Genomic DNA, 20,899 nt, shown 5'->3' on the forward strand with positions numbered 1-20,899 from the left:
TCTTAGTTGATTGGCACGTTAAACTGTATCTTTGTCCATAATCCCAATTCACTTTCAATCGTTAATTGTGTTTGATAAAATTTTGCTAATCTTTTATTAATATTGGAAATACCAATTCCATGTCTCGTAGTTTTATCAGGATTTATACTTGAAAGTTCCTTTATTTTTTCTGACGTTAACCCAATGCCATTATCAACTACAGCAATTGATAGATAGGTTTCTGTTTTATTGATTATTACTGTAATGATTCCTCCATCTTCCTTACAGTTTATCCCATGGAGTATAGCATTTTCCACTAAAGGTTGGATGGAGAGGGGGATGATCGATTCGTTTAAAACATTTTCATCCACCTCAAATACCACTTGTAATTTTTCCCCAAAACGCTCTTTTTCTATCGCAATATAAGATTTTAATAGTTTTAGTTCTCTTTCAACCGTAATAAAAACATCTTTGGAGTTAAATTCAAAGGAATGCCTAAGAAAGCTACTGAAATGTGATAATAATTGAGCTGCCTTTTTTCCATCTGTATAACATAACGACATTATGCTTGTTAATGTGTTGAAGAAAAAATGAGGTTTAATTTGAGCTAATAAATACGCTTGCTCTGTTACATCCAGCTCGTTAGATAAGTAATCATTCTTTTTGTAGGATTGGTTAACTTGGATTGTCAAGAAGATGGCAAGGGCAATTGCATACAATAGTACGTTATAAAATCCAAGAGTTAAGTCCTGCGTGTAACCAAAACTATATAGAAGTAAGTCAATGTTATAAACATTTATATTAACCATACTAAATAAAATTACTGTATGATTTCCAGAATTTCGAAAATGCTGTTCCTTAAAATAATAGTACAAGCTTTTTATCATCCCAAAAAGATATGTGAATGCATTAAGCGTAACAAATAACGGTAGAAAATTATGATAAAAGTTTAAAGGAGTCAACACTATGATGATGGTATAGATTAAGTAAATTGCAATTAATAGATTTCTAAACCATAACGCGAATAATCTTTTTTCAAACTGAGAAACGATAAAAATAAAGGAAATGGTTGCTAAAAAAATGGAGGTATCCTTTATTTTAAACATTCCTTCAAAGGATAAATCTGGAAGGATGAAAATAATCGTTCGCTCACTTAAACATAAATTAATAATGGCAAAAAAGATGCATGACAAAGCAAAGGAAAGGATGAAAAATTCCCTTCTCCGATATCTCTCAACAAAAAGATATAAAAGAATATAAAGGAAACCAATCGTCATTAATATTGTAATAACAGATACTTCTGCAAGGACTTTTTGATAATAATTTTTAACTAATTGCTCTTGTTCGCCAAAATATATTGAGTTTGCAATGCCAGCACTATTGAAGGAAAAATCAGAAACTTGGATTACTAAGTCAAGAGTTCCAGAGTCTGTTTGAAAAAATAGCAATTGTGGATTATTACCTTCTTTATAACTTTCCTTATCTTTTGATGCGAATCCTTCCTCGCTAATTAACTCTCCGTTTATGTATATCTTACTTGCACTTCGGATGTTCTGCTTCTTAATGCCCAAAATTTGGTTTGTCGGAACATTTCGAATTTGCAATCGATACGTACCAATCCCTTGTTCTTCTCCCTTTGTCCAAATCCCGGGAACATTCAACATTGCCGCATTTGTGATAGATCCTTTTGTAAAGTCACTGGGATTATACAACTGCCCAGCATAAAATTCCCACTCACCATCAAGTGGGATGATTTTCTCTTCATTAAAATTGCTTTCGTTCAAATCGACAATTCCTTGCTGAGCAAAGGACTTGTTCTCTTCTTTACCTAAAAGCAGTAGAGGTATAATCAAAAGCATCACGCCTATAAGTAAGAAAATAGTCTTATGTATTTTCAAGTAAGTACCTCCGAGATTATAATGAATTGCAATTTAATAAGAATTTTATAATATATACCTATTAATAAGTAATCTAATTATAAAATCGAATAGGTACTAAGTCTATAGAGAAATATGAATATATAAAGTTGTCAATTTATTTATGAGATGGCAATCAAATAATAAGAAAATACTAGGAATAATATTAAATAAGATATTCTAATTAAATTTATTGATTTTTGTAAGGATTTTGTAAGAAAGAACTAATTGCCAACACGTTATATTATATCTCATAATCTACTTATTAGGACTTAAGTCTATAGTAAATAATCATCTTATAAAAAAGGAAGATTCTTGTATGGGGGTAAATCATACTAATGCGCAAATTTCTATAGCAAATAATTGTGAGGAAGATATTTATATTTTAATAGTCCCATTTCAAGAATGGGATTGGGGAGATAGGGGATTTGATATAAACTCTAATAATGAATTTAAATACCATATAAAATGTTTAAGTAGTTTAAGCAGATTAATTTCACAACTAAATGTTTATCCAATGGTACCGATTAATAGCTCTAGTATGGTTGAGCATATTCTTGAGACAGTTCAAGATATAAAAAGAGATGTCATTGCATTTCTAAATAAAGAAGCAATTATCATTCCATCGGGGCACTTGAGAAAAATAACTAGCGATAAGGGAAACAATTCGTTAAGAACCTTTGCTTTATTTGGGTGGGGGTCCTTATTTGGTGTATCCGATGTAACATTGTTTATTGTTTCAGCTACGTTAGATCGTCAAGCAATTATTAAGACAAGTTACCAGGAGTCTTGGGTTGTACAACAAGATGAAATTGGGAAAGCGAAAAAAGGTGCATTTTGGGAAATAGATAGGAGCAATGATTTCTATCAATTTTCAATCTCTTGTTAATTCTGTTAATTATAAAGAAATAATTCTACTTTTGTTAAGGTGTTCTCTAAATTGGGATGCCTTTTTTGTTTGGGGTAATAAATATATCTAACTTATAACCGTTGATGAAGATTAAACCGAAGTGGTCATCTGTACAATCTGATTTCAGACGAGCTATGAATACAAAAAATGGTAGCGAAACAGGTCGAAATTGTTAACATAGCAGCGATGAATACAAAAATAGCAGACCTTCATAACTGTGATAAAAGACAAACCACAATTCAAGTGACCTTCATAACCGCGATGAGAGCCAAATCACACGGAAAAATCGATTCCACTGTCCTTCATAATTGCAATGAAAGTCAAATCTCACGGAAATATTGATTCCACTGACCTTCATAACCGCGATGAAAGTCAAATCTCACGGAAATATTGATTCCACTGACCTTCATAACCGCAATGAACGTCAAATCACATAGAAAAGTCGATTCAAGTGACCTCAATCCCCCCAGTAAATCCTACTATCAAATCCGTTTAATAACTCAAAAAGGGTTTCGGATATTTCGCAATTTTTGAATAATTCACCCAACACTTGTCGACATTGTTTATTATGTGAAAAATTAGTGAACTTTGTGCCATAAGTTGGGGTAAAAGCCACTTTTTATGTTTAAAATGCCCCCCCGATTCCTATACTAATTTTGGTAATGCCTCCGGGAAATGTTGTACTGTGTTTCGGATGGCGGGATTATTGTAATTTGTACTTCAACAAACCGTTCTCAAACAAAATATTGTGACATAACACATACCTTAGCCAAACTTTTTGTAAGTAAGCCTGTTTCCACAAAACAGATCCTTTGAAAAAAGACTCTCTGTCGTATTTTCACTAGTTTCAGCGAATTAGTTCTACTATTGTCAGCTGAAAAGGATTTCGACCAAATGTTGTGGAATTAAGCGCATAAGAGGAGGCGAACTAACAAAATGAACTATGAAATGGACATGCAGTTAAATGACATAGCAGTAATCCGGCTATATGGTGAACTCGATCATCATGAAGCTGAAAAAATACGTAGTCATATTTCAAAAACAATCTTACAAGGAAATTTAAACACAATTATTTGGAACTTAGAGAGATTAAATTTTATGGATAGTTCCGGAATTGGTTTAATATTAGGTCGCATGAGAGAACTAAGCGCGGTGAATGGACAAACTATCATTTTAAACCCGTCAAATACAATGAAAAAGATATTCCAGTTTTCAGGTCTCGCTTCATACATGATGGATGGTACGGAGGCGGATGCAATTTTACATGCAAGGGGGATTGTGAATGGATAACGAAATGACACTTTCATTTGTAGCAATTAGTGAAAATGAAAGTCTTGCGAGGATGGCAATTACTAGTTTTGTTGCTCAGCTTGACCCGACGATTGATGAACTTTCAGAATTTAAAACGATTGTTTCTGAAGCGGTTTCAAATGCAATTATTCATGGGTATGACGAAGACGGTAAAGGCATTGTCACTGTACATGCAGTTCGAGATGGAGATGTCATTAGTGTTGCTGTAAAAGACAAGGGAAAAGGGATTTTTGATGTGAAACGAGCAATGGAGCCTTTGTTTACATCAAAAGCGGAAATGGAACGTTCAGGTATGGGCTTTACGATTATGGAAAGCTTTGCAGATGATTTGCAAGTCGAATCTGAACCGAACGTTGGTACAGTTGTGACCTTTTCGAAAAAATTTTACTCGGTAAAAATGCCTCAAATTTCTTAAGCAAGATCTCTATCTTTAAAAAATTTCTGGACGCAAATACAGTTGTATTTGATAGAAGTGAGGGGGATGAGGACAATCGAACAGCCGTCCAATGTTTTGTTGACACAGGAAGAGATGCGGGAGCTTATTGGAAAAGCTCAATCTGGTGATATCGAAGCAAGGAAACAAATGATTGAAGGAAATACGCGGCTCGTTTGGTCCATTGTTCAACGCTTTGCATCTCGTGGAGTCGAACTTGAAGATTTATTTCAGATTGGTTGTATCGGTCTGATGAAGTCGGTTGATAAATTTGATTTATCCTATGACGTAAAATTTTCAACCTATGCTGTCCCAATGATTATTGGGGAAATTCAACGTTTCTTGCGCGATGATGGCATGGTGAAAGTAAGTCGATCAATTAGGGAGTTAAATTATAAAATTCGTCATGCAACCGACGAATTTTTAAAAACGAACGAAAAGCCACCTTCAATCTCAGAGCTTGCAGAGATGCTCGGCGTAACACAGGATGAAGTACTCGTTGCAACGGATGCCATGCGTGACCCAGCATCATTGCATGAGCAATTGTTTGAATCTGAAGGCGATTCCATTACATTAATGGATCAGATGAAAGATGAGAAGTCTGAATTGCCGTTTCAATACATTCCATTAAAAGAAGTTTTAACAAAGCTAGATAAACGTGAACAGGCGATTATTTATTTAAGGTACTATCTAGATTTAACCCAAACGGATATTGCGGAAAGGTTGGGGATATCGCAAGTTCAAGTTTCACGTTTAGAAAAGAAAATTTTAGCGCAACTTAAGTCATGGATGGAAACAAACACATCACGAACTACTAAAAAGACGGTGAATAAATGAGTAACAAAGTATTTGCATCTATAGACGAAGCAAAAGAATTTCTTTTCAGTAACTTTGGAAAAGATGAATCCTTTGATGTTTGTATTAAAGATTTACATGTTCGTAGTTTGCCCGTGTTATGTGTCTATATTAGCGGGCTTGTCGACGGTAATACAATTACAGTCCAACTTGCTCCACTTTTTCATGATCAAGGGAAAATTGATGATTGGGAAAAGGAAATTAAAGATGAAGATAAATATTTTGACGATCATTTTAATTTCTACGGGAAATCCGAACCAAAAGATCGCGATGAATTTCTGCTTGGCGTCTTAAGTGGACAAGTTGGTTTCATTACTTTGGGTGGTTATGGTTATTTATTAGAATTAAGAAGTTATCCAGGACGTCAACCTGATGAGCCAGATAACGAAAAAGTAATTCGTGGATCACGAGACGGATTTGCAGAAAACATTATGTTAAATACTGCATTAATTCGTCGAAGAATACGTGATCCTCAATTACGTTTTGAACTCCATAAAATAACGACAATTGGGCAAACCGATGTTGCCATCGCCTACATGAAAGACATTACAAATGCCAAACATTTGAAATGGATTAAAAAAAGGTTAAAAGAAATCCAACATGATGGATTAACAATGGCAGATAAGTCCTTAGAGGAATGGTTATTTAAACAACGGTTCCATCCTTTGCCTTTTGTTCGTTATTCGGAAAGACCTGATATCGTGGCGGCACATTTATTAGAGGGGCACATCGCGATTATTGTTGATACTTCTCCATCTGTTATTATTGTGCCAATTTCGATGTTCCATTTATTACAACATGCCGAAGAATTTAGGCAAGCGCCATTTATCGGTTCTGGCATTAGGTTACTGCGATATACGGCAGCATTTTTCACTTTAACGTTATTACCTATTTGGTATTTACTTGCCACCCATGAGGAATTTTTACCTGAAGCATTATCCTTTATTGGTGCTAAGGAAGAATCAACCATTCCATTGATTTTACAAATAATCATTGCTCATTTAGGGTTAGAATATTTACGTATTGCGGCGATTCATACACCAACACCTTTATCTACTGCAATGGGGTTAGTAGCAGGTATTATCATTGGACAAATTGCAATCGATGTTGGACTTTTTTCTCCGGAAGTTGTATTATATTCCGCTGTTACCGCGATTTTCTCGTTTTCAATCCCTACGTATGAGCTTAGTTCTGCGATGAAATATTTCCAATTTTTTATTCTAATATTAACCGCCATCGCGGGTCCAAGTGGGTTCTTTATATCCTTATGGGTAATTTTCTCTTACCTTTGCGCATTAAGACCTATGAATGTACCTTATTTATGGCCGTTAATTCCATTTTTCCCAAAGGCATTTACGAGAGTGTTTATTCGTTTCCCAATGGCAGACGATGCAATCCGACCGTATATTGTGGGTGCAAAACAACGAAAACGTTTATAAATCAAGCGTTGCGTTAGCCTTAGTCATATGATAAAGTTCCCTCATAAGGTAATTTTCAATGACGAAAAGAATTACTATTTTCGTTTGTTACGGAGGAGAACAATATGCATTTATATGGAACACAAAACATAAATGAAAATGGTCATTTAACGATTGGTGGAGTGGATACAGTTGAATTAGCAAATTCATACGGTACTCCACTTTTCGTTTATGACCTTGAATTAGTAAGAACACGTGCACGAGGGTTTATCGAAACATTCCAAAAGTTAGGTGTAAAAGCGGAAGTTGCTTATGCTTCAAAGGCTTTTTCATGTGTTGCCATGTACCAAGTAGCTCAAGAAGAAAATCTTTCTCTTGATGTTGTATCAGGTGGGGAATTATACACTGCGATTAAATCTGGTTTTCCAGCAGAAAGAATCCATTTCCACGGCAATAATAAATCATATGCTGAGTTAGAGTTAGCTTTTGATACAAAAATTGGTTGTATCGTAGTAGATAACTTTTATGAAATCGCTCTTTTAAAAGAAATCTCTGAAGCAAAACAACAACCAATGCGTATTTTATTACGTGTGACACCAGGTGTTGAAGCACATACCCATGACTTTATTACAACAGGTCAAGCTGATTCGAAATTTGGATTTGACTTAAACAATGGACAAGCGGATGAAGCATTCCAAAAAGTAAGTGATCATGAGTATCTTCAATTACTAGGTTTACATTGCCATATTGGATCACAAATTTTTGAAACAGATGGCTTTAGTTTAGCAGCTGAAAAGTTAATGCAAAAAATTGGTGAGTGGAATGAAAAATTTAACTTCCAATGTACTGTATTAAATCTTGGTGGCGGTTTTGGTATTCGTTACACAGAAGAAGATCGTCCACTTGAACCACAAGTTTATGTAGAAGAAATGATTAAAACAGTACAAGCTTATTGTGCACAGCTAAATTTAACGATGCCAGAAATTTGGATTGAGCCAGGCCGTTCTCTTGTAGGTGATGCAGGTACGTCTTTATATACAGTTGGCTCTCGTAAAACGGTTCCAAACATTCGTGAATATATCGCAGTTGACGGTGGTATGAGTGATAATATTCGCCCGGCTCTATATGATGCAAAGTATGAAGCGGTAATTGCCAATAAAGCAAACGATGAAAAAGTAAGTACATATACTGTTGCAGGGAAATTGTGCGAATCTGGGGATAAATTAATTGTTGATGCTCCATTACAGTCGGCTGAATCAGGAGATATTTTAGCTATTTTCTGTACTGGTGCATATGGATATTCAATGGCTTCTAACTATAATCGTGTTCCTCGTCCAGCAGTTGTATTTGTAGAATCAGGACAGCATCAATTAGCAATTAAAAGAGAATCTTATGAAGATATTGTCCAAAATGATCTCCCTCTTACAATTCAAAAAGGTGAGTAAAGCATGAAAAAAATATCCAAATGGTGGTTGCTAGGCATTCTCTTAGTTTTTAGTGTTGTTTGGGCATTATTTTATCTATATGTTCTGATTCCAAACGCACCTAGAGAAGAAGAGAAGGCGTTGAGTTTGGTATTTCTTGGTAATATAGTTGCATCCTTTGCTAAAATCGTGTAGGATATGAGTTGTTGTACCGATAGAAAATGAGGGATTGTTATACATGTTAATTCGCTATAAAAAACCTTTTGAAAAAATAGCAATGGGTCTACTTTCGTTAATGCCACAAGAGAAAGACGTTAAACGATTAATGGAAACGATTCAAGCTTATGATCAAGAAGATGATTGGTATTTATACTTATGGAAAAAAGATGAAGAGTATATTGGAATCGTAGGCATTCTTGACGAAGGCGATACTGCTACAATACAACATATTACCGTAGTACCTTCATATCGTGGTGAAGGTGTAGCAATTGCGATGCTAAAGGAACTTTTAAAGACAAGCCAATTTAATACTTTAAAAGCAAATGAAGATACAAAACCTTTTATAGAAAAATGTTTACCAATATTAGAAGAGGCAGACGCTTAATTACGTCAGCCTCTTCTTATTTTTTCTATTATTTGAGTTTACCATGCGTTCCTCTAATTTCTTATTGCGTTCGTTAAGAATATCTGAACGATCGCGTAGCATATGCTTATTGAGAAGATAATTTAATGGTAGTGTAGGAAGTTCAGTTATGTTCTTTTGAACCAAGGCAGCTAATTCAGCATTTTGTATTTCAATTTTAAATGAAGTAAAATCATATCCTTTTTCAATGGCAGCAATACTTTTTTCGCAATCATTATACAATTGGTTATAATGAATATAATCAAAAAATGGTGATGATTGATTAATAGAAAAGTTATTTAATGCTTTTTTTAATATTTTCATAGCTCCCATTCTATTATTTCGTCGCCAATGATACATGCCTGTTGCTAATTGGACATATCCTACCAATGGGTGATTTTTGTCACCAGGAGCAATTTCCTTCCAGTACTCTTCCAACACTTCATGACATTCAAAATAATCCTGGTTCCCATTATAATAAGTGCAAAAATCTACAAACAATCTATGAAACAATGGATGCATTCAAACCCTCTTTCCTCTATACTAAAATTTGAACAAACTGCGTGAGCGCTTAATATGGACAACTTAGGCCTTATGCTAAGTAATAACAACATACGTCAGGTGGTTACATATGTATGAAGTAAAATTAGAAGCCTTTACAGGACCTCTTGATTTATTATTACATTTAATTAACCGTTTGGAAATTGATATATACGATATTCCGATGGCAGAATTAACAGCACAATACATAGATCATATCCATGCAATGAAAGAGTTAGAGCTGAATGAGGCAAGTGAATACCTTGTGATGGCAGCAACACTTTTAGCAATTAAAAGTAGAATGCTTCTTCCTATTCATGAAGGTGAAATGGAGGATGCTGAATTTGAAGTGGACGGACCAGACCCACGTGAAGAGCTTGTAACAAAATTAATTGAATATAAAAAATATAAAGAAGCCGCAATTGAATTAAAACATTTAGAAGAAGAACGGGCACAAGTGTTTACCCGCCCGCCTACAGATTTATCATCTTTTGTGCCTGATGAACAATTAGCACTGTTTGATGCAAATGTTAATGTATATGATATGTTAAGCGCATTTCAAAAGTTATTACGTCGAAAACAATTGAAAAAGCCATTATCTACTAGGGTTGCAAGACAGGAAATTTCAGTAAAGGACCAAATGATTGCTGTAATTGATTCATTAAAACTAAATGGCGGGAAAACTTATTTTTCAAAACTTTTCCCCTATGAAGATAAAGCAACCATCATCGTAACATTTTTATCCCTATTAGAGCTGATGAAGCGCCATGTCGTTATAGTAGAACAACAAAAAAACTTTGAAGATTTGACCGTTACATTACAAAAGGAGGCAACTCTGGATGAACTTGAACAACTTGATGAGCAAAATTGAGGCGCTTCTTTTCGTAGTTGGTGATGACGGGCTATCTATTAAACAGCTTTCTCAATTATTAGACGTTGAATCAATGGAAATTGAAGCGGCATTAAGTGAGCTTGAAACAAATTATAATGAAACTCTAGAACGTGGGATTACATTAAAAAAATTAGCGGGAACCTATCAAATTACAACAAAACCCGAGATGGCAGATGTTATTAAGAAATTAGTAGAAAATCCAAATAGTCATGTACTTACTACGGCATCACTGGAAGTTTTGGCGATAATTGCATATAAACAACCTATTACAAGAGCTGAAATTGAAGATTTGCGTGGTGTGAAAAGTGAACGTCCTATTCAAACCCTTGTTTCAAGAGCATTAGTCCAAGAAGTTGGACGGGCAGAAGGGACAGGTCGTGCCATTCTTTATGGTACAACAAAGGAGTTTTTAAATTATTTTGGATTAAAAGACATTAAAGAACTTCCTCCATTACCAGAAGGAGATCTCGTTGATCAAAATGAGGAAACAGATTTATTTATGACGAAGTTCCAAGAAGCATTCAATGAAGAGTAATTAGTCAAAGGAGTGGCTTGTTGAAAAGGTTCGCCAAAATACTTATTGCTAGCATTTGTTCATTTATCGTCTTTTTCTCTGTATCACAGGCAGCAAACGCATCATATGCAGTAATAGATGCGGATACTGGAAGATTATTATTCGGTAGTCATGTTCATGAACAAAAGCCAATAGCGAGTTTAACGAAAATGTGGACAGCACTTATAGCGATAGAAAATAATGAGTTGAGTGAAGAGGTAGAAATTTCTAGACAAGCAGCATTGAGTGAAGGGTCCTCTATTTATCTTGAACCAGGGGAAAAGGTAACCATTGAAGAGTTGTTATATGGACTTATGTTGCGTTCTGGAAATGACGCCGCTTATGCATTAGCTGAGCATACGGGTGGATCCATAGAAGGGTTTGCGGATTTGATGAATGAAAAAGCACGAATTTACGGATTAAATAACACGTACTTTACGAATCCATCTGGCTTGCACAACGACCTCCATTTATCATCTGCTTATGATACGGCGCAAATGTTACGAATTGCCATGCAAAACGATACGTTTAAGAAGATCTCCTCCACAATTAATTATAAGAGCCCTTCTAAAAACGGTGTTACTTGGCAAAATAAACATCGTCTACTGCGACAACAAGTTGGGGCTGTGTCAGGGAAAACTGGTTTCACTAAAGTAGCAGGCAGAACATTAGCAACTTATTTTGAGCAAGATCAAGAAAAGGTGATTGTTGTTACCTTAAGTGAATCAAATGATTGGCAAGTACATAAATCGCTTGCAAATAAAGTGTTTTCAGAATATGACTATGTAACCATTGCAGATAAAGGTGAATATAAAGCGACCGAAGATAAAACAGTGGAACTTAAAAAACCAATTTCAATTTTGCTAAATAAAGAAGAAGAAAAGAAATTACAAAATGTACTACATCTATCTCGAAAGCAAGATGAATTTGGGATTTGGCATGTTATGTTAAATAATGAGAGTATTTATTCAACAAGAGTGGATCTAAAATAGTCTAAAACTGGATTTAGATAGAAACTTCTGAATTAAATAAATCGTTATGTACTTAAACAGGACTGCTTTTTTGGCAGTCTTATTTTATTTTTTGGAAAAACGTTGTGTGATAATGGAATACTACATATAAGTTATTTTCCTTTAATAATGCGACAGAATGTGACATAATTTTCAACAGAATATTACGGACTATACAAAATGGATAAAGGTGAGAGAACATGGAAAGATTGCAGAAAGTGATAGCCTATGCAGGTGTTGCATCGAGAAGAAAAGCGGAGAGCTTAATACTTGAAGGAAAAGTTAAAGTAAACGGAAAAGTTGTAAAGGAGCTCGGCACGAAAGTTTCCAATTCTGACACAATTGAGGTAAATGGCGTAAAACTAGAAAAGGAAGATAAAGTATACTTTTTGTTGTATAAACCTAGAGGCGTAATTTCAGCAGTTACAGATGATAAGGGAAGAAAAACGGTTACGGATATTTTTAAAAAACATGTGCCTGAACGCATCTTCCCAGTAGGTCGACTTGATTATGATACATCGGGATTATTATTGCTTACGAATGATGGTGAATTTGCTTATCAAATGACGCACCCAAAATTCAAAATTGACAAAACGTACATTGCCCGAGTAAAAGGTGTACCAACAATTGATGGTCTAAAAAAACTTCAACGTGGGATTAAACTGGAAGATGGGAAAACAGCTCCTGCAAAAGTAAGTATGACTTCATTTGATGTGAAAGCAGAAAAAGCAATATGCGAAATTACCATTCATGAAGGAAGAAATCGCCAAGTTCGTCGTATGTTTGAGGCAATTGGAACACCTGTTGTGAAACTGAAACGAGAACGCTTTGCCTTTTTAGATCTAACTGGTCTAAACCCGGGAGAGTATCGACAATTAACAAAGCATGAAGTAAAACTGCTACGTGTTTTAGCTGAAACTGGTAAAATTGATTAACACTAGGGAAGTAGTGGAAAGGTTCATAAATCAGTCATAAACAGAAAATAATTAAAAAATAATTTTTGCTATAATGGAGAAGATTGTATAGTATTTCGGGGAGGTAATCGACTTTGAATAAAAAGAGAAATCGCTCAATTACTCGCGGAGTCATTCTTGTTGTTCTAATAGCTGCTATTGTTTATACAGTTTATAGTTCGGCAACAAAAGATAAGGTAGAACTTCTCCAAGTTGGCGATGAAGCACCAAATTTTGAACTTGTAGATTTATATGATAGCGAAATAAAACATCGTCTGTCTGATTATGAAGGAAAAGGAATTTTCTTAAATTTCTGGGGTACTTGGTGTGAACCGTGTAAAAAAGAAATGCCAGCGATGTCAAACCAATATGCAATTTATAAGGATCAGGGCGTAGAGGTTTTAGCAGTCAACATTGCACAAACAGAATTTGAAGTAAAAAACTTTATTGAAGGTTTAGGTGTTCATTTTCCTGTAGCAATCGATGAAACAAGAGATGTGATGACTGAATATAATGTTGATCTTCTACCAGCAACGATCTTAATCAATCCTGAAGGGGAAGTTGAAAAAATTATCACTGGTGAAATGAATGAGCAACAAATCGCTTCATACATGGAATCCATTAAGCCAGAACAGGAGTAATTTAAGATGGAAAAAATTATTTGTGCTTGTGGACATGAAAACCCATTTGGAACAAAATTATGTGAAAAATGTGGACGACCATTAACAGAGGAAGAAAAAAATCAAAAAGTTTTGGATATGCGCTACGATGGCACAGCAATTCGTTCCAAAACACGCAATAAGTCAATTGTTGATAAAATTTGGAACTTCTTCTCTAGCGTAAAAGTTGGGGTTTCCCTTATCTTTATCAATTTAGTTGCAGCTTCTATAGGAACAATCTTCCCGCAAGAATTTTTTGTAAACGTTGCAACTGAGGCGGAAAGAGAAATTTACTATGAAGAAACCTATGGATCCCTTGGAAAACTGTACTATGCCTTAGGATTATCGGATGTTTATAGTTCTTGGTGGTTCCAAATTTTAGTCGGTATGCTTGGAATTTCAATTATTATTGCGAGTTTAGATAGAGGCATTCCGCTTCATCGTTCTTTAAAAAATCAACGTGTAAAACGCCACGAAAGCTTCATGAAACGTCAACGTGTCGTAGCAGAAGGGTCGATTACTGAAGGAGACTCTTCAAAAACCCTTGATTTAGTAGAAGAACAAATGAAAAAATTAAAATATAATGTTCGTCGTGAGGGTAATGCAATTTTAGCTGAACGTGGTCGATTTGCACGTTATGGCCCATACATAAACCATGTAGGTCTTATTGTTTTCTTACTTGGGGTCATGTTAAGACTATTGCCAGGATTTTATGTTGATGAATCTATGTGGGTTCGTGAAGGTGATATCCGCGCAATACCAGGTATGGAAGGTTACTTTATTGAAAATGAAAAGTTTATACTAGAACTTCATGATAACGAAAAAACAGAAGCTCAAATTCAACAAGGTGTGAATGCGGTTGCAAAAAATTACCAAACGAACGTTAAATTATATAAGCAACCCGATGACGCTCTACCAGGTCAAACAGATAATCTTGAACTAGTAAAAGAGTATTCGATTCGAGTAAATCATCCACTTCAACATGAAGGATATTCATTGTATCAAATGGATTTCCGTTTAAATGAATTAAAAGGTATGAATTTTACGCTTACAAATAAAGAAACAGGTGAAGAATTAGGAGATGTTAAAGTTGACTTAACAAATCCTCAAAAAGAATATGTCATTGATGAACAAACTAAAGTCGATTTACTAGGCTATTATCCAGATTTTAGCGGATTTAAAAATGGTGAGCCACAGACGGCAACATCCAATCCAAATAACCCAGCCTTTATTTTCAAAATGACAACACCTGAGAAACCAGATGGCGAAGTGAGTTTTGTTGCAATCAAACAAACCATTGAACCAAATGGAGATAACGCATATAAAATGACATTTAAAAGTGTAGAAACGCGAAACATGTCTGGCTTAACTGTTCATAAAGACAAGACAATTCCTATTTTGTTTGTAGGTGGATTTATCTTTATGTTAGGTGTTGCAATTGGTTCATACTGGAATCATCGTCGAATTTGGGTGGAACAATTACAAGACGGAACTATTCGCCTTGCAGCACATGCAAATAAAAACTGGTTTAATATAAAGAAAGATTTAACTGCCATTACAGAATATGCACATTTACCGCAATTTATTGACCAAGTTGAAAAAGAAAACGATGAAGAAGGGCAAAAAGAAAAGGAAGGTGACAACACCTTATGAGTTTGATTGATCTAAGTGGCAATCTGCTATTTGTTGCGTTTATCGCCTATTTAGTTGGTACTTTATTATTTGGTGGCGCCATTAAAAGCAATAAACCAGATGGAGCCGCTAAACGTGCTGATAATTGGGGTAAATTAGCTATAATCGTTACAATTATCGGTTTCCTAGCACAATTAGGTTACTTTATTACGCGCTGGATTCACTCAGGACATGCTCCGGTAAGTAATATGTTCGAATTTACAACGGCATTCGGGATGTTTATCATTGGTGCATTTATTTTAATTTACTATATGTACCGTTTAACAGCGCTTGGATTAGTGGCGTTACCGATTGCGCTCTTAATTATTGGATATGCAGCGATGTTCCCGAGAGATGTAACGCCTCTTGTTCCATCACTGCAAAGTTATTGGTTAACAATTCACGTAATTACAGCAGCACTTGGACAAGCAATATTAGCCATTAGTGCTGTAGCAGGATTAATCTATTTATTAAAAGCGGTAGATCCAAAAGTAAAATCAAGAGGTCGTTTTTGGTTAGAGGCAGTGCTATATTTCATCGTCCTTGTAGTAGGATTTATCGTAGTAACAGTAATTTTCAGAAGCATGGGCTATGAAGCGGTATTTAATTATGTCGATAAAAACGGTGCCGAGCAAGAGATCATCTACAATATGCCAGCTGTGTTTGGTATGAATGACTATGTATTACTAACAGATGATGTGATGGAACCAATTGCAGAAATGCCTCCAGTTATCAATGCGAAAAAATTAACAGTTGTGTTCTGGTCATTTATCGCAGGTTCGATTATTTATCTATTAATTCGATTAATTACACGCAGACGAATTTTAGCCATATTACATCCTTTAGTTCCAAAAATTAATTTTAATTTATTAGATGAAATTGGTTACCGTTCTGTATTGATTGGATTCCCTGTCTTTAGTTTAGGTGCTCTAGTATTCGCCATGATTTGGGCACAAGAAGCATGGGGCCGATTCTGGGGATGGGATCCAAAAGAAGTGTGGGCTCTTATTACTTGGTTATTCTATGCCGCGTTTTTACATTTACGTCTTTCAAAAGGATGGGAAGGAAAAAAGAGTGCTTGGCTTGCTTTAATTGGCTTTGCAATTATTCTTTTCAACCTAATTGTCGTAAACCTAGTAATTGCTGGTCTACATTCCTATGCATAATATATAAATTTCATGAAGGTTCTTCTCGTAATGGGAAGAACTTTCTTTAATGTAGCAACCATAAGTGGAAGAATTACTTTATCTTCTTTTATTTTTCGACATGAAATTGTACAATAATATTAGAGAAAGAATGAGAGGGGTAAAACCTATGTCTGAAAATATATCTGTATTAGTAGTTGATGATGAAGACCGCATTCGCCGCCTATTAAAAATGTATCTTGAACGCGAAGGCTACCAAGTAGAAGAGGCAGAAAATGGCGAAGTTGCACTCTCTAAAGCTTTAGAAAATGATTATCATTGCATTTTATTAGATATAATGATGCCTGAGAAAGATGGGCTTCAAGTTTGTGCAGAATTACGTGAAAAGAAAACAACACCAATTATTTTATTAACTGCAAAAGGTGAAGAGGCAAATCGTGTACAAGGGTTTGAATTAGGGGCAGATGATTATATTGTTAAACCGTTTAGTCCTCGTGAAGTTGTACTACGTGTGAAGGCTATATTAAGACGTTCTTCTGCGTTCTCACCTGTTTCAAGTCCAACTTCATCTAAGGATTTAGTTGTTTTTCCTCATCTAACAATTGATCACGATGCTCACCGTGTGACAGCTGATGGAACAGAAGTAAACCTAACACCAAAGGAATATGAACTACTATATTTCTTAGCTAAATCACCAGATAAAGTGTTTGATCGTGAGCAGTTATTAAAAGAAGTGTGGCATTATGATTTCTTCGGTGACCTACGAACAGTTGATACACATGTAAAACGTTTGCGTGAAAAATTAAATCGTGTATCAGAAAATGCTGCAAAAATGATTGTAACGGTTTGGGGCGTAGGATATAAATTTGAGGTTATCAATGAATAGAATATGGAGAAGTATTGTCGGGAAGCTATGGATTACCATATTGCTTCTCGTTTCATTTGTATTATTTGTCTTCACGGTATTAATGTTAGAGTTTCTTGAAAACTACCATAAAGAAAAAGCTCAAGCATCATTAAACCAAACTGCCTCCACCATTGCAAGTATTGTTGATAAATATAATTTGGAACATTTAACAGATGAAATCATTCAGGAAATGTTAACAGAAGATACGAACGCCTTTCTCGTATCTCCAGATCATACGGTAGTTTCCGCATTTCAAACTGGAATTAATAAAGAGAAAATTCAAGAAAGTATTGTAAATAATAAAGAATTTAATAAAATATACGAATCGAATAAACCAATTATTAAAGAAATGATTCTGCCATCTCAAATTGAAGATGACAAGATGGAATCGTATATTGTACTTAGTTATCCATTAAAAAGTGTAGATGAATTACACGGGGCAATCTTCATCTACCAAAACCCGACTGCATTACACAAAACATCACAGCAAACAACGAAAATTGTATTTCTTTCAGCATTTATTGCCTTTGTTTTAACAACATTCTTTGCATTTTTCCTATCTTCCCGTATTACGTGGCCATTGCGTAAAATGCGTGAACATGCCTTTGAATTAGCAAAGGGAAAATTTGACGAAACGTTGCCAACAACTCAAAATGATGAAATTGGTCAATTGGCGATGGCCTTTAACCAAATGGGTAGACAGTTAAAGCATCATCTAGAGGTTATTAATCAAGAGAAGGAACAATTAGCAAGTGTATTAACTTCGATGACTGATAGTGTCATCACTTTTAACCGGGATCGAACGATTTTATTGAGCAACCCTCCTGCAGACCGGTTACTGCAAAAATGGTTCCTTCGTAAAAAGTCTCAAGACGATAGCCCAATTCCGATTGAAATTTATGAAATGCTCGAGCATGTGTTAGATTTTGAGGACAAGCTAGAAGAAGACATTGAAATGGACGGTTTTTATTACCGTATTACAATAAGTCCGTTAAAGAATAGTCAACAATCCATTCGAGGTGCAATTGCTGTCATTCGAGATATGACGGAGCAATTACGTTTAGAAAAACTGCGCTCAGACTTTATTGCAAACGTTTCCCACGAACTTCGAACACCGATCGCCATGTTGCAAGGGTATTCAGAAGCATTGCTGGATGATGTTGTGACAGAAGAAGAAGAACGCAATGAAATGATTCGTATTATTTACGATGAATCTCAACGTATGGGTCGACTTGTGAAGGACTTGCTTGATTTAGCGCGCATGGAATCAGGGCATACGACGTTGTATAAAGATGAAGTCTCTGCCGTTCATATGCTTGAGAGGATCACACAAAAATTTGCCCAAGTAGCGAAAGAAAAGCACGTTCGTCTACAATTTAAAACATCATTACCAGAGGAGGTTATGATAAGTCTTGACGAAGATCGGATTGAACAAGTACTTACTAATCTCATTGACAATGCAATACGACATACACCAGAAGAAGGGAGCGTTACGGTTTCCCTTGACCAAGAGTTCTCGTATGCGAAGATTCAGGTGGCAGACACTGGCGAGGGTATTCCGCAAGAGGACTTGCCATTTGTCTTTGAACGTTTCTATAAAGCAGATAAAGCCCGAACTCGCTCCAAAGGCGGAACAGGTTTAGGCCTTGCCATTGCTAAAAATATCGTAGAAGCACATAAAGGAAATATCAAAGTGGATAGTTCAGTAGGTGTTGGGACAACCTTTACATTCCATTTACCGTTATAAGTAGCAGGGGAACTTTCCCCTGCTTTTCTTAGGTAGAAGTGTTTTTAATGGGAAGTAATAGAAAAAATAGTGCGAATAATAGAAAATATTAGATTGAAAATAGACAGAATTGCTTTAATAATAGAAAGTATCCTCAACATAGAACTCCTTTGTAACTTTTTTTATCTTAACTCGACAAATATATAGAACGGGGGTGGTGTGGATTGAAAAAATCCATTTTCCATTCGTTATACGATCGATACCATCAAGATGTCTTTCAATTTTTAATTTATTTAGTAAAGGATCGTGGGGTAGCAGAGGATTTATCCCATGAAGTATATGTACGAGTGTTAAAATCTTATGAAAAATTTGAAGGAAGAAGTTCCGAGAAAACATGGCTTTTTGCGATTGCGAAAAACGTAGCAATCGATTATTTCAGAAAAAATGCTGTTCGCTCTTCTCGCAATTTCGATGCTTTTAACTGGGAAACGGAACAACTCGTTTCTCCATCAAAAACACCTGAAACATTAGTTGAATTAAACGATGAAATGCAACAATTATTAGATGCCCTTGAAAAATGTACAGGGGATCAAAAAATGGTTATTATCATGCGGTATTTCCAAGAGCTGTCTATTGCAGAAACAGCCGCAATCTTACATTGGACGGAAGCAAAAGTCAAAACCACCCAACATCGAGCTATCAAGTACCTACGAGATTTATTAACAACATCAGAAAAAAAGGAGGCAAATCATTATGAGTCATGAAAAATGGGACGACGATAAAATCGAACAATTGCTTTCTAATGTACCAAAAATTCATGATCATCGTTCAAAAGATGATGTGCTTCAACGATTAGAAGATGAAGGTGTTTTTGACGACGAAGAAACGAACATAATCAAAAAGAAAAAATTGAATTGGATTCCTTTCACAATTTCTGCCGCGGCAATTATTTTGTTTGCAGTCTTAGTACCATCATTTATGAAAGAGCTTAATCAAACATCTGAAGTTTCAGAAGAGAGTCTGAAAATTGAATCTACAGAAGATATAAGTAAATCAGAAGAAGAAGCATCAGAATTAATGGATAATCGAGCAATGATGACAATGGATGCTGTAAATTTAAGCACAGCGGTCTATCCAGATGAACTTGAAGGAAAGACCATTTTTCAATTAGGCTTAGCAAGTGATGCGGCTGATAGTGTTCCTGTAACCGTACTAATACCAAATGAACGTATTATGGAGGATTTCGGGAAAATTAAGCCTACTGGTGTTGATCTTTATAATAAATACGCATCACTTTTTAACGAAAGTGCCATTGGTTTTGCTGAATATCATCCTTATGTTGGAGAAATTACAGAACAAAAGCAACAAGTGGTTCATACGTTACCAAACAATCCACCATATGATGCAGGCTCAGCAGGACCAGCAATGTATGAGGCATCGCTTGCTGATTCATTCGGTTACTATTATGAAGAAGCAGTTCTTTTAGATGAAACAGGAGCACCCTTTGTTTTTAGTGAAGTTGGGATGCCAAGTAAAGCACTTCAGTTGAAGCAGCAATACAATTACTTCAGACATACACAAGCTGATGGGTCAGAATATTTAACACCAAATTTCCGATTAACTTTTGGCACAGTAGAAGAAGCAATTTTAGGAATGAAGGAAGAAAATAATGATATTTATCAATCCGTAATAATTGATGGTGCTGATTTTGATTTGTCAGTTAGTGGCGACATTGTGATAGTTACATTTACTGAACAACTGGATCTAATGAATTACGATCAACAAGACGCAATGCAAATGATAGAGGGAATTCTATTAACTGCTGCAAACTTTAATATGCAAGTACAGTTTAACAACCTAGTACAATCAGAATGGCAAGGATTTAACTTTACTCAACCATTACCAATGCCAGTAGCTGCAAACGAAATTTCTTACGATACTGTTTTACAATAAATTCAACCATTCAGTAAATTCG

20 protein-coding genes are annotated in these 20,899 nt (G+C 35.3%); 18 read left to right on the forward strand and 2 right to left on the reverse strand.

Annotated elements, in window-relative coordinates; genetic code table 11:
- Nucleotides 1–2: 2 nt before the first annotated feature.
- Nucleotides 3–1,877, reverse strand: coding sequence for a sensor histidine kinase (locus CRO00_RS03775; protein WP_097072303.1), 1,875 nt, complete (start codon nt 1,875–1,877; stop codon nt 3–5).
- 337 nt (nt 1,878–2,214) lie between these two features.
- Here CRO00_RS03775 and CRO00_RS03780 point away from each other — a divergent pair, with 337 nt between their 5' ends.
- The 7 genes from CRO00_RS03780 to CRO00_RS03810 all read left to right on the forward strand — a co-directional run bounded on the left by CRO00_RS03780 (nt 2,215) and on the right by CRO00_RS03810 (nt 8,850).
- Nucleotides 2,215–2,784 (forward strand): hypothetical protein, encoded by a 570-nt coding sequence (locus CRO00_RS03780; protein ID WP_097072304.1) that lies wholly within the window; start codon nt 2,215–2,217, stop codon nt 2,782–2,784.
- Nucleotides 2,785–3,741: 957 nt separating this feature from the next.
- On the forward strand, nt 3,742–4,095 hold the full coding sequence (gene spoIIAA / locus CRO00_RS03785) for an anti-sigma F factor antagonist (RefSeq protein WP_097072305.1): 354 nt from the start codon (nt 3,742–3,744) through the stop codon (nt 4,093–4,095).
- Entirely contained in the window at nt 4,088–4,531 is a 444-nt protein-coding gene (spoIIAB, locus tag CRO00_RS03790; RefSeq protein ID WP_097072306.1) for an anti-sigma F factor, read from the forward strand. Before spoIIAA ends, spoIIAB begins: the two co-directional genes overlap by 8 nt.
- A 66-nt stretch (nt 4,532–4,597) precedes the next feature.
- Nucleotides 4,598–5,386, forward strand: a complete 789-nt coding sequence (locus tag CRO00_RS03795) for a SigF/SigG family RNA polymerase sporulation sigma factor (protein ID WP_097072307.1) — start codon at nt 4,598–4,600, stop codon at nt 5,384–5,386.
- Complete coding sequence (locus CRO00_RS03800; RefSeq protein WP_097072308.1) at nt 5,383–6,843, forward strand: spore germination protein; 1,461 nt, start codon at nt 5,383–5,385, stop codon at nt 6,841–6,843. The genes CRO00_RS03795 and CRO00_RS03800 overlap by 4 nt, the downstream gene beginning before the upstream one ends.
- Before the next feature lie 104 nt (nt 6,844–6,947).
- Nucleotides 6,948–8,267 carry a diaminopimelate decarboxylase gene (lysA, locus tag CRO00_RS03805; RefSeq protein ID WP_097072309.1) on the forward strand — a complete coding sequence of 440 codons (1,320 nt, stop codon included), beginning with the start codon at nt 6,948–6,950 and terminating at the stop codon, nt 8,265–8,267.
- A 217-nt stretch (nt 8,268–8,484) separates the two neighbouring features.
- Nucleotides 8,485–8,850 carry a GNAT family N-acetyltransferase gene (locus tag CRO00_RS03810; protein ID WP_097072310.1) on the forward strand — a complete coding sequence of 122 codons (366 nt, stop codon included), beginning with the start codon at nt 8,485–8,487 and terminating at the stop codon, nt 8,848–8,850.
- Here CRO00_RS03810 and CRO00_RS03815 read toward each other — a convergent pair whose 3' ends face one another.
- The gene (locus CRO00_RS03815; RefSeq protein WP_097072311.1) at nt 8,851–9,390 is read right to left on the reverse strand and encodes a DUF309 domain-containing protein; all 540 of its coding nucleotides are present in this window, start codon (nt 9,388–9,390) and stop codon (nt 8,851–8,853) included.
- Nucleotides 9,391–9,499: 109 nt separating this feature from the next.
- Between CRO00_RS03815 and CRO00_RS03820 the strand changes: the two genes are divergently transcribed.
- The 11 genes from CRO00_RS03820 (at nt 9,500) to CRO00_RS03870 (ending at nt 20,877) form a co-directional block, all read left to right on the forward strand.
- Nucleotides 9,500–10,279 carry a segregation/condensation protein A gene (locus CRO00_RS03820; RefSeq protein ID WP_097072312.1) on the forward strand — a complete coding sequence of 260 codons (780 nt, stop codon included), beginning with the start codon at nt 9,500–9,502 and terminating at the stop codon, nt 10,277–10,279.
- Nucleotides 10,248–10,835, forward strand: a complete 588-nt coding sequence (gene scpB / locus CRO00_RS03825; protein ID WP_097072313.1) for an SMC-Scp complex subunit ScpB — start codon at nt 10,248–10,250, stop codon at nt 10,833–10,835. The genes CRO00_RS03820 and scpB overlap by 32 nt, the downstream gene beginning before the upstream one ends.
- Before the next feature lie 17 nt (nt 10,836–10,852).
- Complete coding sequence (locus CRO00_RS03830; RefSeq protein ID WP_419865850.1) at nt 10,853–11,845, forward strand: D-alanyl-D-alanine carboxypeptidase family protein; 993 nt, start codon at nt 10,853–10,855, stop codon at nt 11,843–11,845.
- A 218-nt stretch (nt 11,846–12,063) separates the two neighbouring features.
- Nucleotides 12,064–12,798 (forward strand): pseudouridine synthase, encoded by a 735-nt coding sequence (locus CRO00_RS03835; protein WP_097072314.1) that lies wholly within the window; start codon nt 12,064–12,066, stop codon nt 12,796–12,798.
- A 113-nt stretch (nt 12,799–12,911) separates the two neighbouring features.
- Entirely contained in the window at nt 12,912–13,457 is a 546-nt protein-coding gene (resA, locus tag CRO00_RS03840) for a thiol-disulfide oxidoreductase ResA (RefSeq protein ID WP_097072315.1), read from the forward strand.
- 6 nt (nt 13,458–13,463) lie between these two features.
- On the forward strand, nt 13,464–15,128 hold the full coding sequence (gene resB, locus CRO00_RS03845) for a cytochrome c biogenesis protein ResB (RefSeq protein WP_097072316.1): 1,665 nt from the start codon (nt 13,464–13,466) through the stop codon (nt 15,126–15,128).
- Nucleotides 15,125–16,312, forward strand: coding sequence for a c-type cytochrome biogenesis protein CcsB (gene ccsB / locus CRO00_RS03850; RefSeq protein WP_097072317.1), 1,188 nt, complete (start codon nt 15,125–15,127; stop codon nt 16,310–16,312). Before resB ends, ccsB begins: the two co-directional genes overlap by 4 nt.
- Nucleotides 16,313–16,460: 148 nt before the next feature.
- Entirely contained in the window at nt 16,461–17,177 is a 717-nt protein-coding gene (locus CRO00_RS03855; RefSeq protein ID WP_097072318.1) for a response regulator transcription factor, read from the forward strand.
- Nucleotides 17,170–18,945, forward strand: a complete 1,776-nt coding sequence (locus CRO00_RS03860) for an ATP-binding protein (RefSeq protein WP_097072319.1) — start codon at nt 17,170–17,172, stop codon at nt 18,943–18,945. The genes CRO00_RS03855 and CRO00_RS03860 overlap by 8 nt, the downstream gene beginning before the upstream one ends.
- 203 nt (nt 18,946–19,148) lie before the next feature.
- A complete protein-coding gene (locus CRO00_RS03865) occupies nt 19,149–19,688 on the forward strand; it encodes an RNA polymerase sigma factor SigX (RefSeq protein WP_097072320.1) in 540 nt (179 codons plus the stop codon).
- Complete coding sequence (locus CRO00_RS03870; protein ID WP_097072321.1) at nt 19,678–20,877, forward strand: hypothetical protein; 1,200 nt, start codon at nt 19,678–19,680, stop codon at nt 20,875–20,877. Before CRO00_RS03865 ends, CRO00_RS03870 begins: the two co-directional genes overlap by 11 nt.
- Nucleotides 20,878–20,899: the final 22 nt, after the last annotated feature.

It is taken from the genome of Ureibacillus xyleni, from assembly GCF_900217795.1.
GTDB lineage: Bacteria > Bacillota > Bacilli > Bacillales_A > Planococcaceae > Ureibacillus > Ureibacillus xyleni.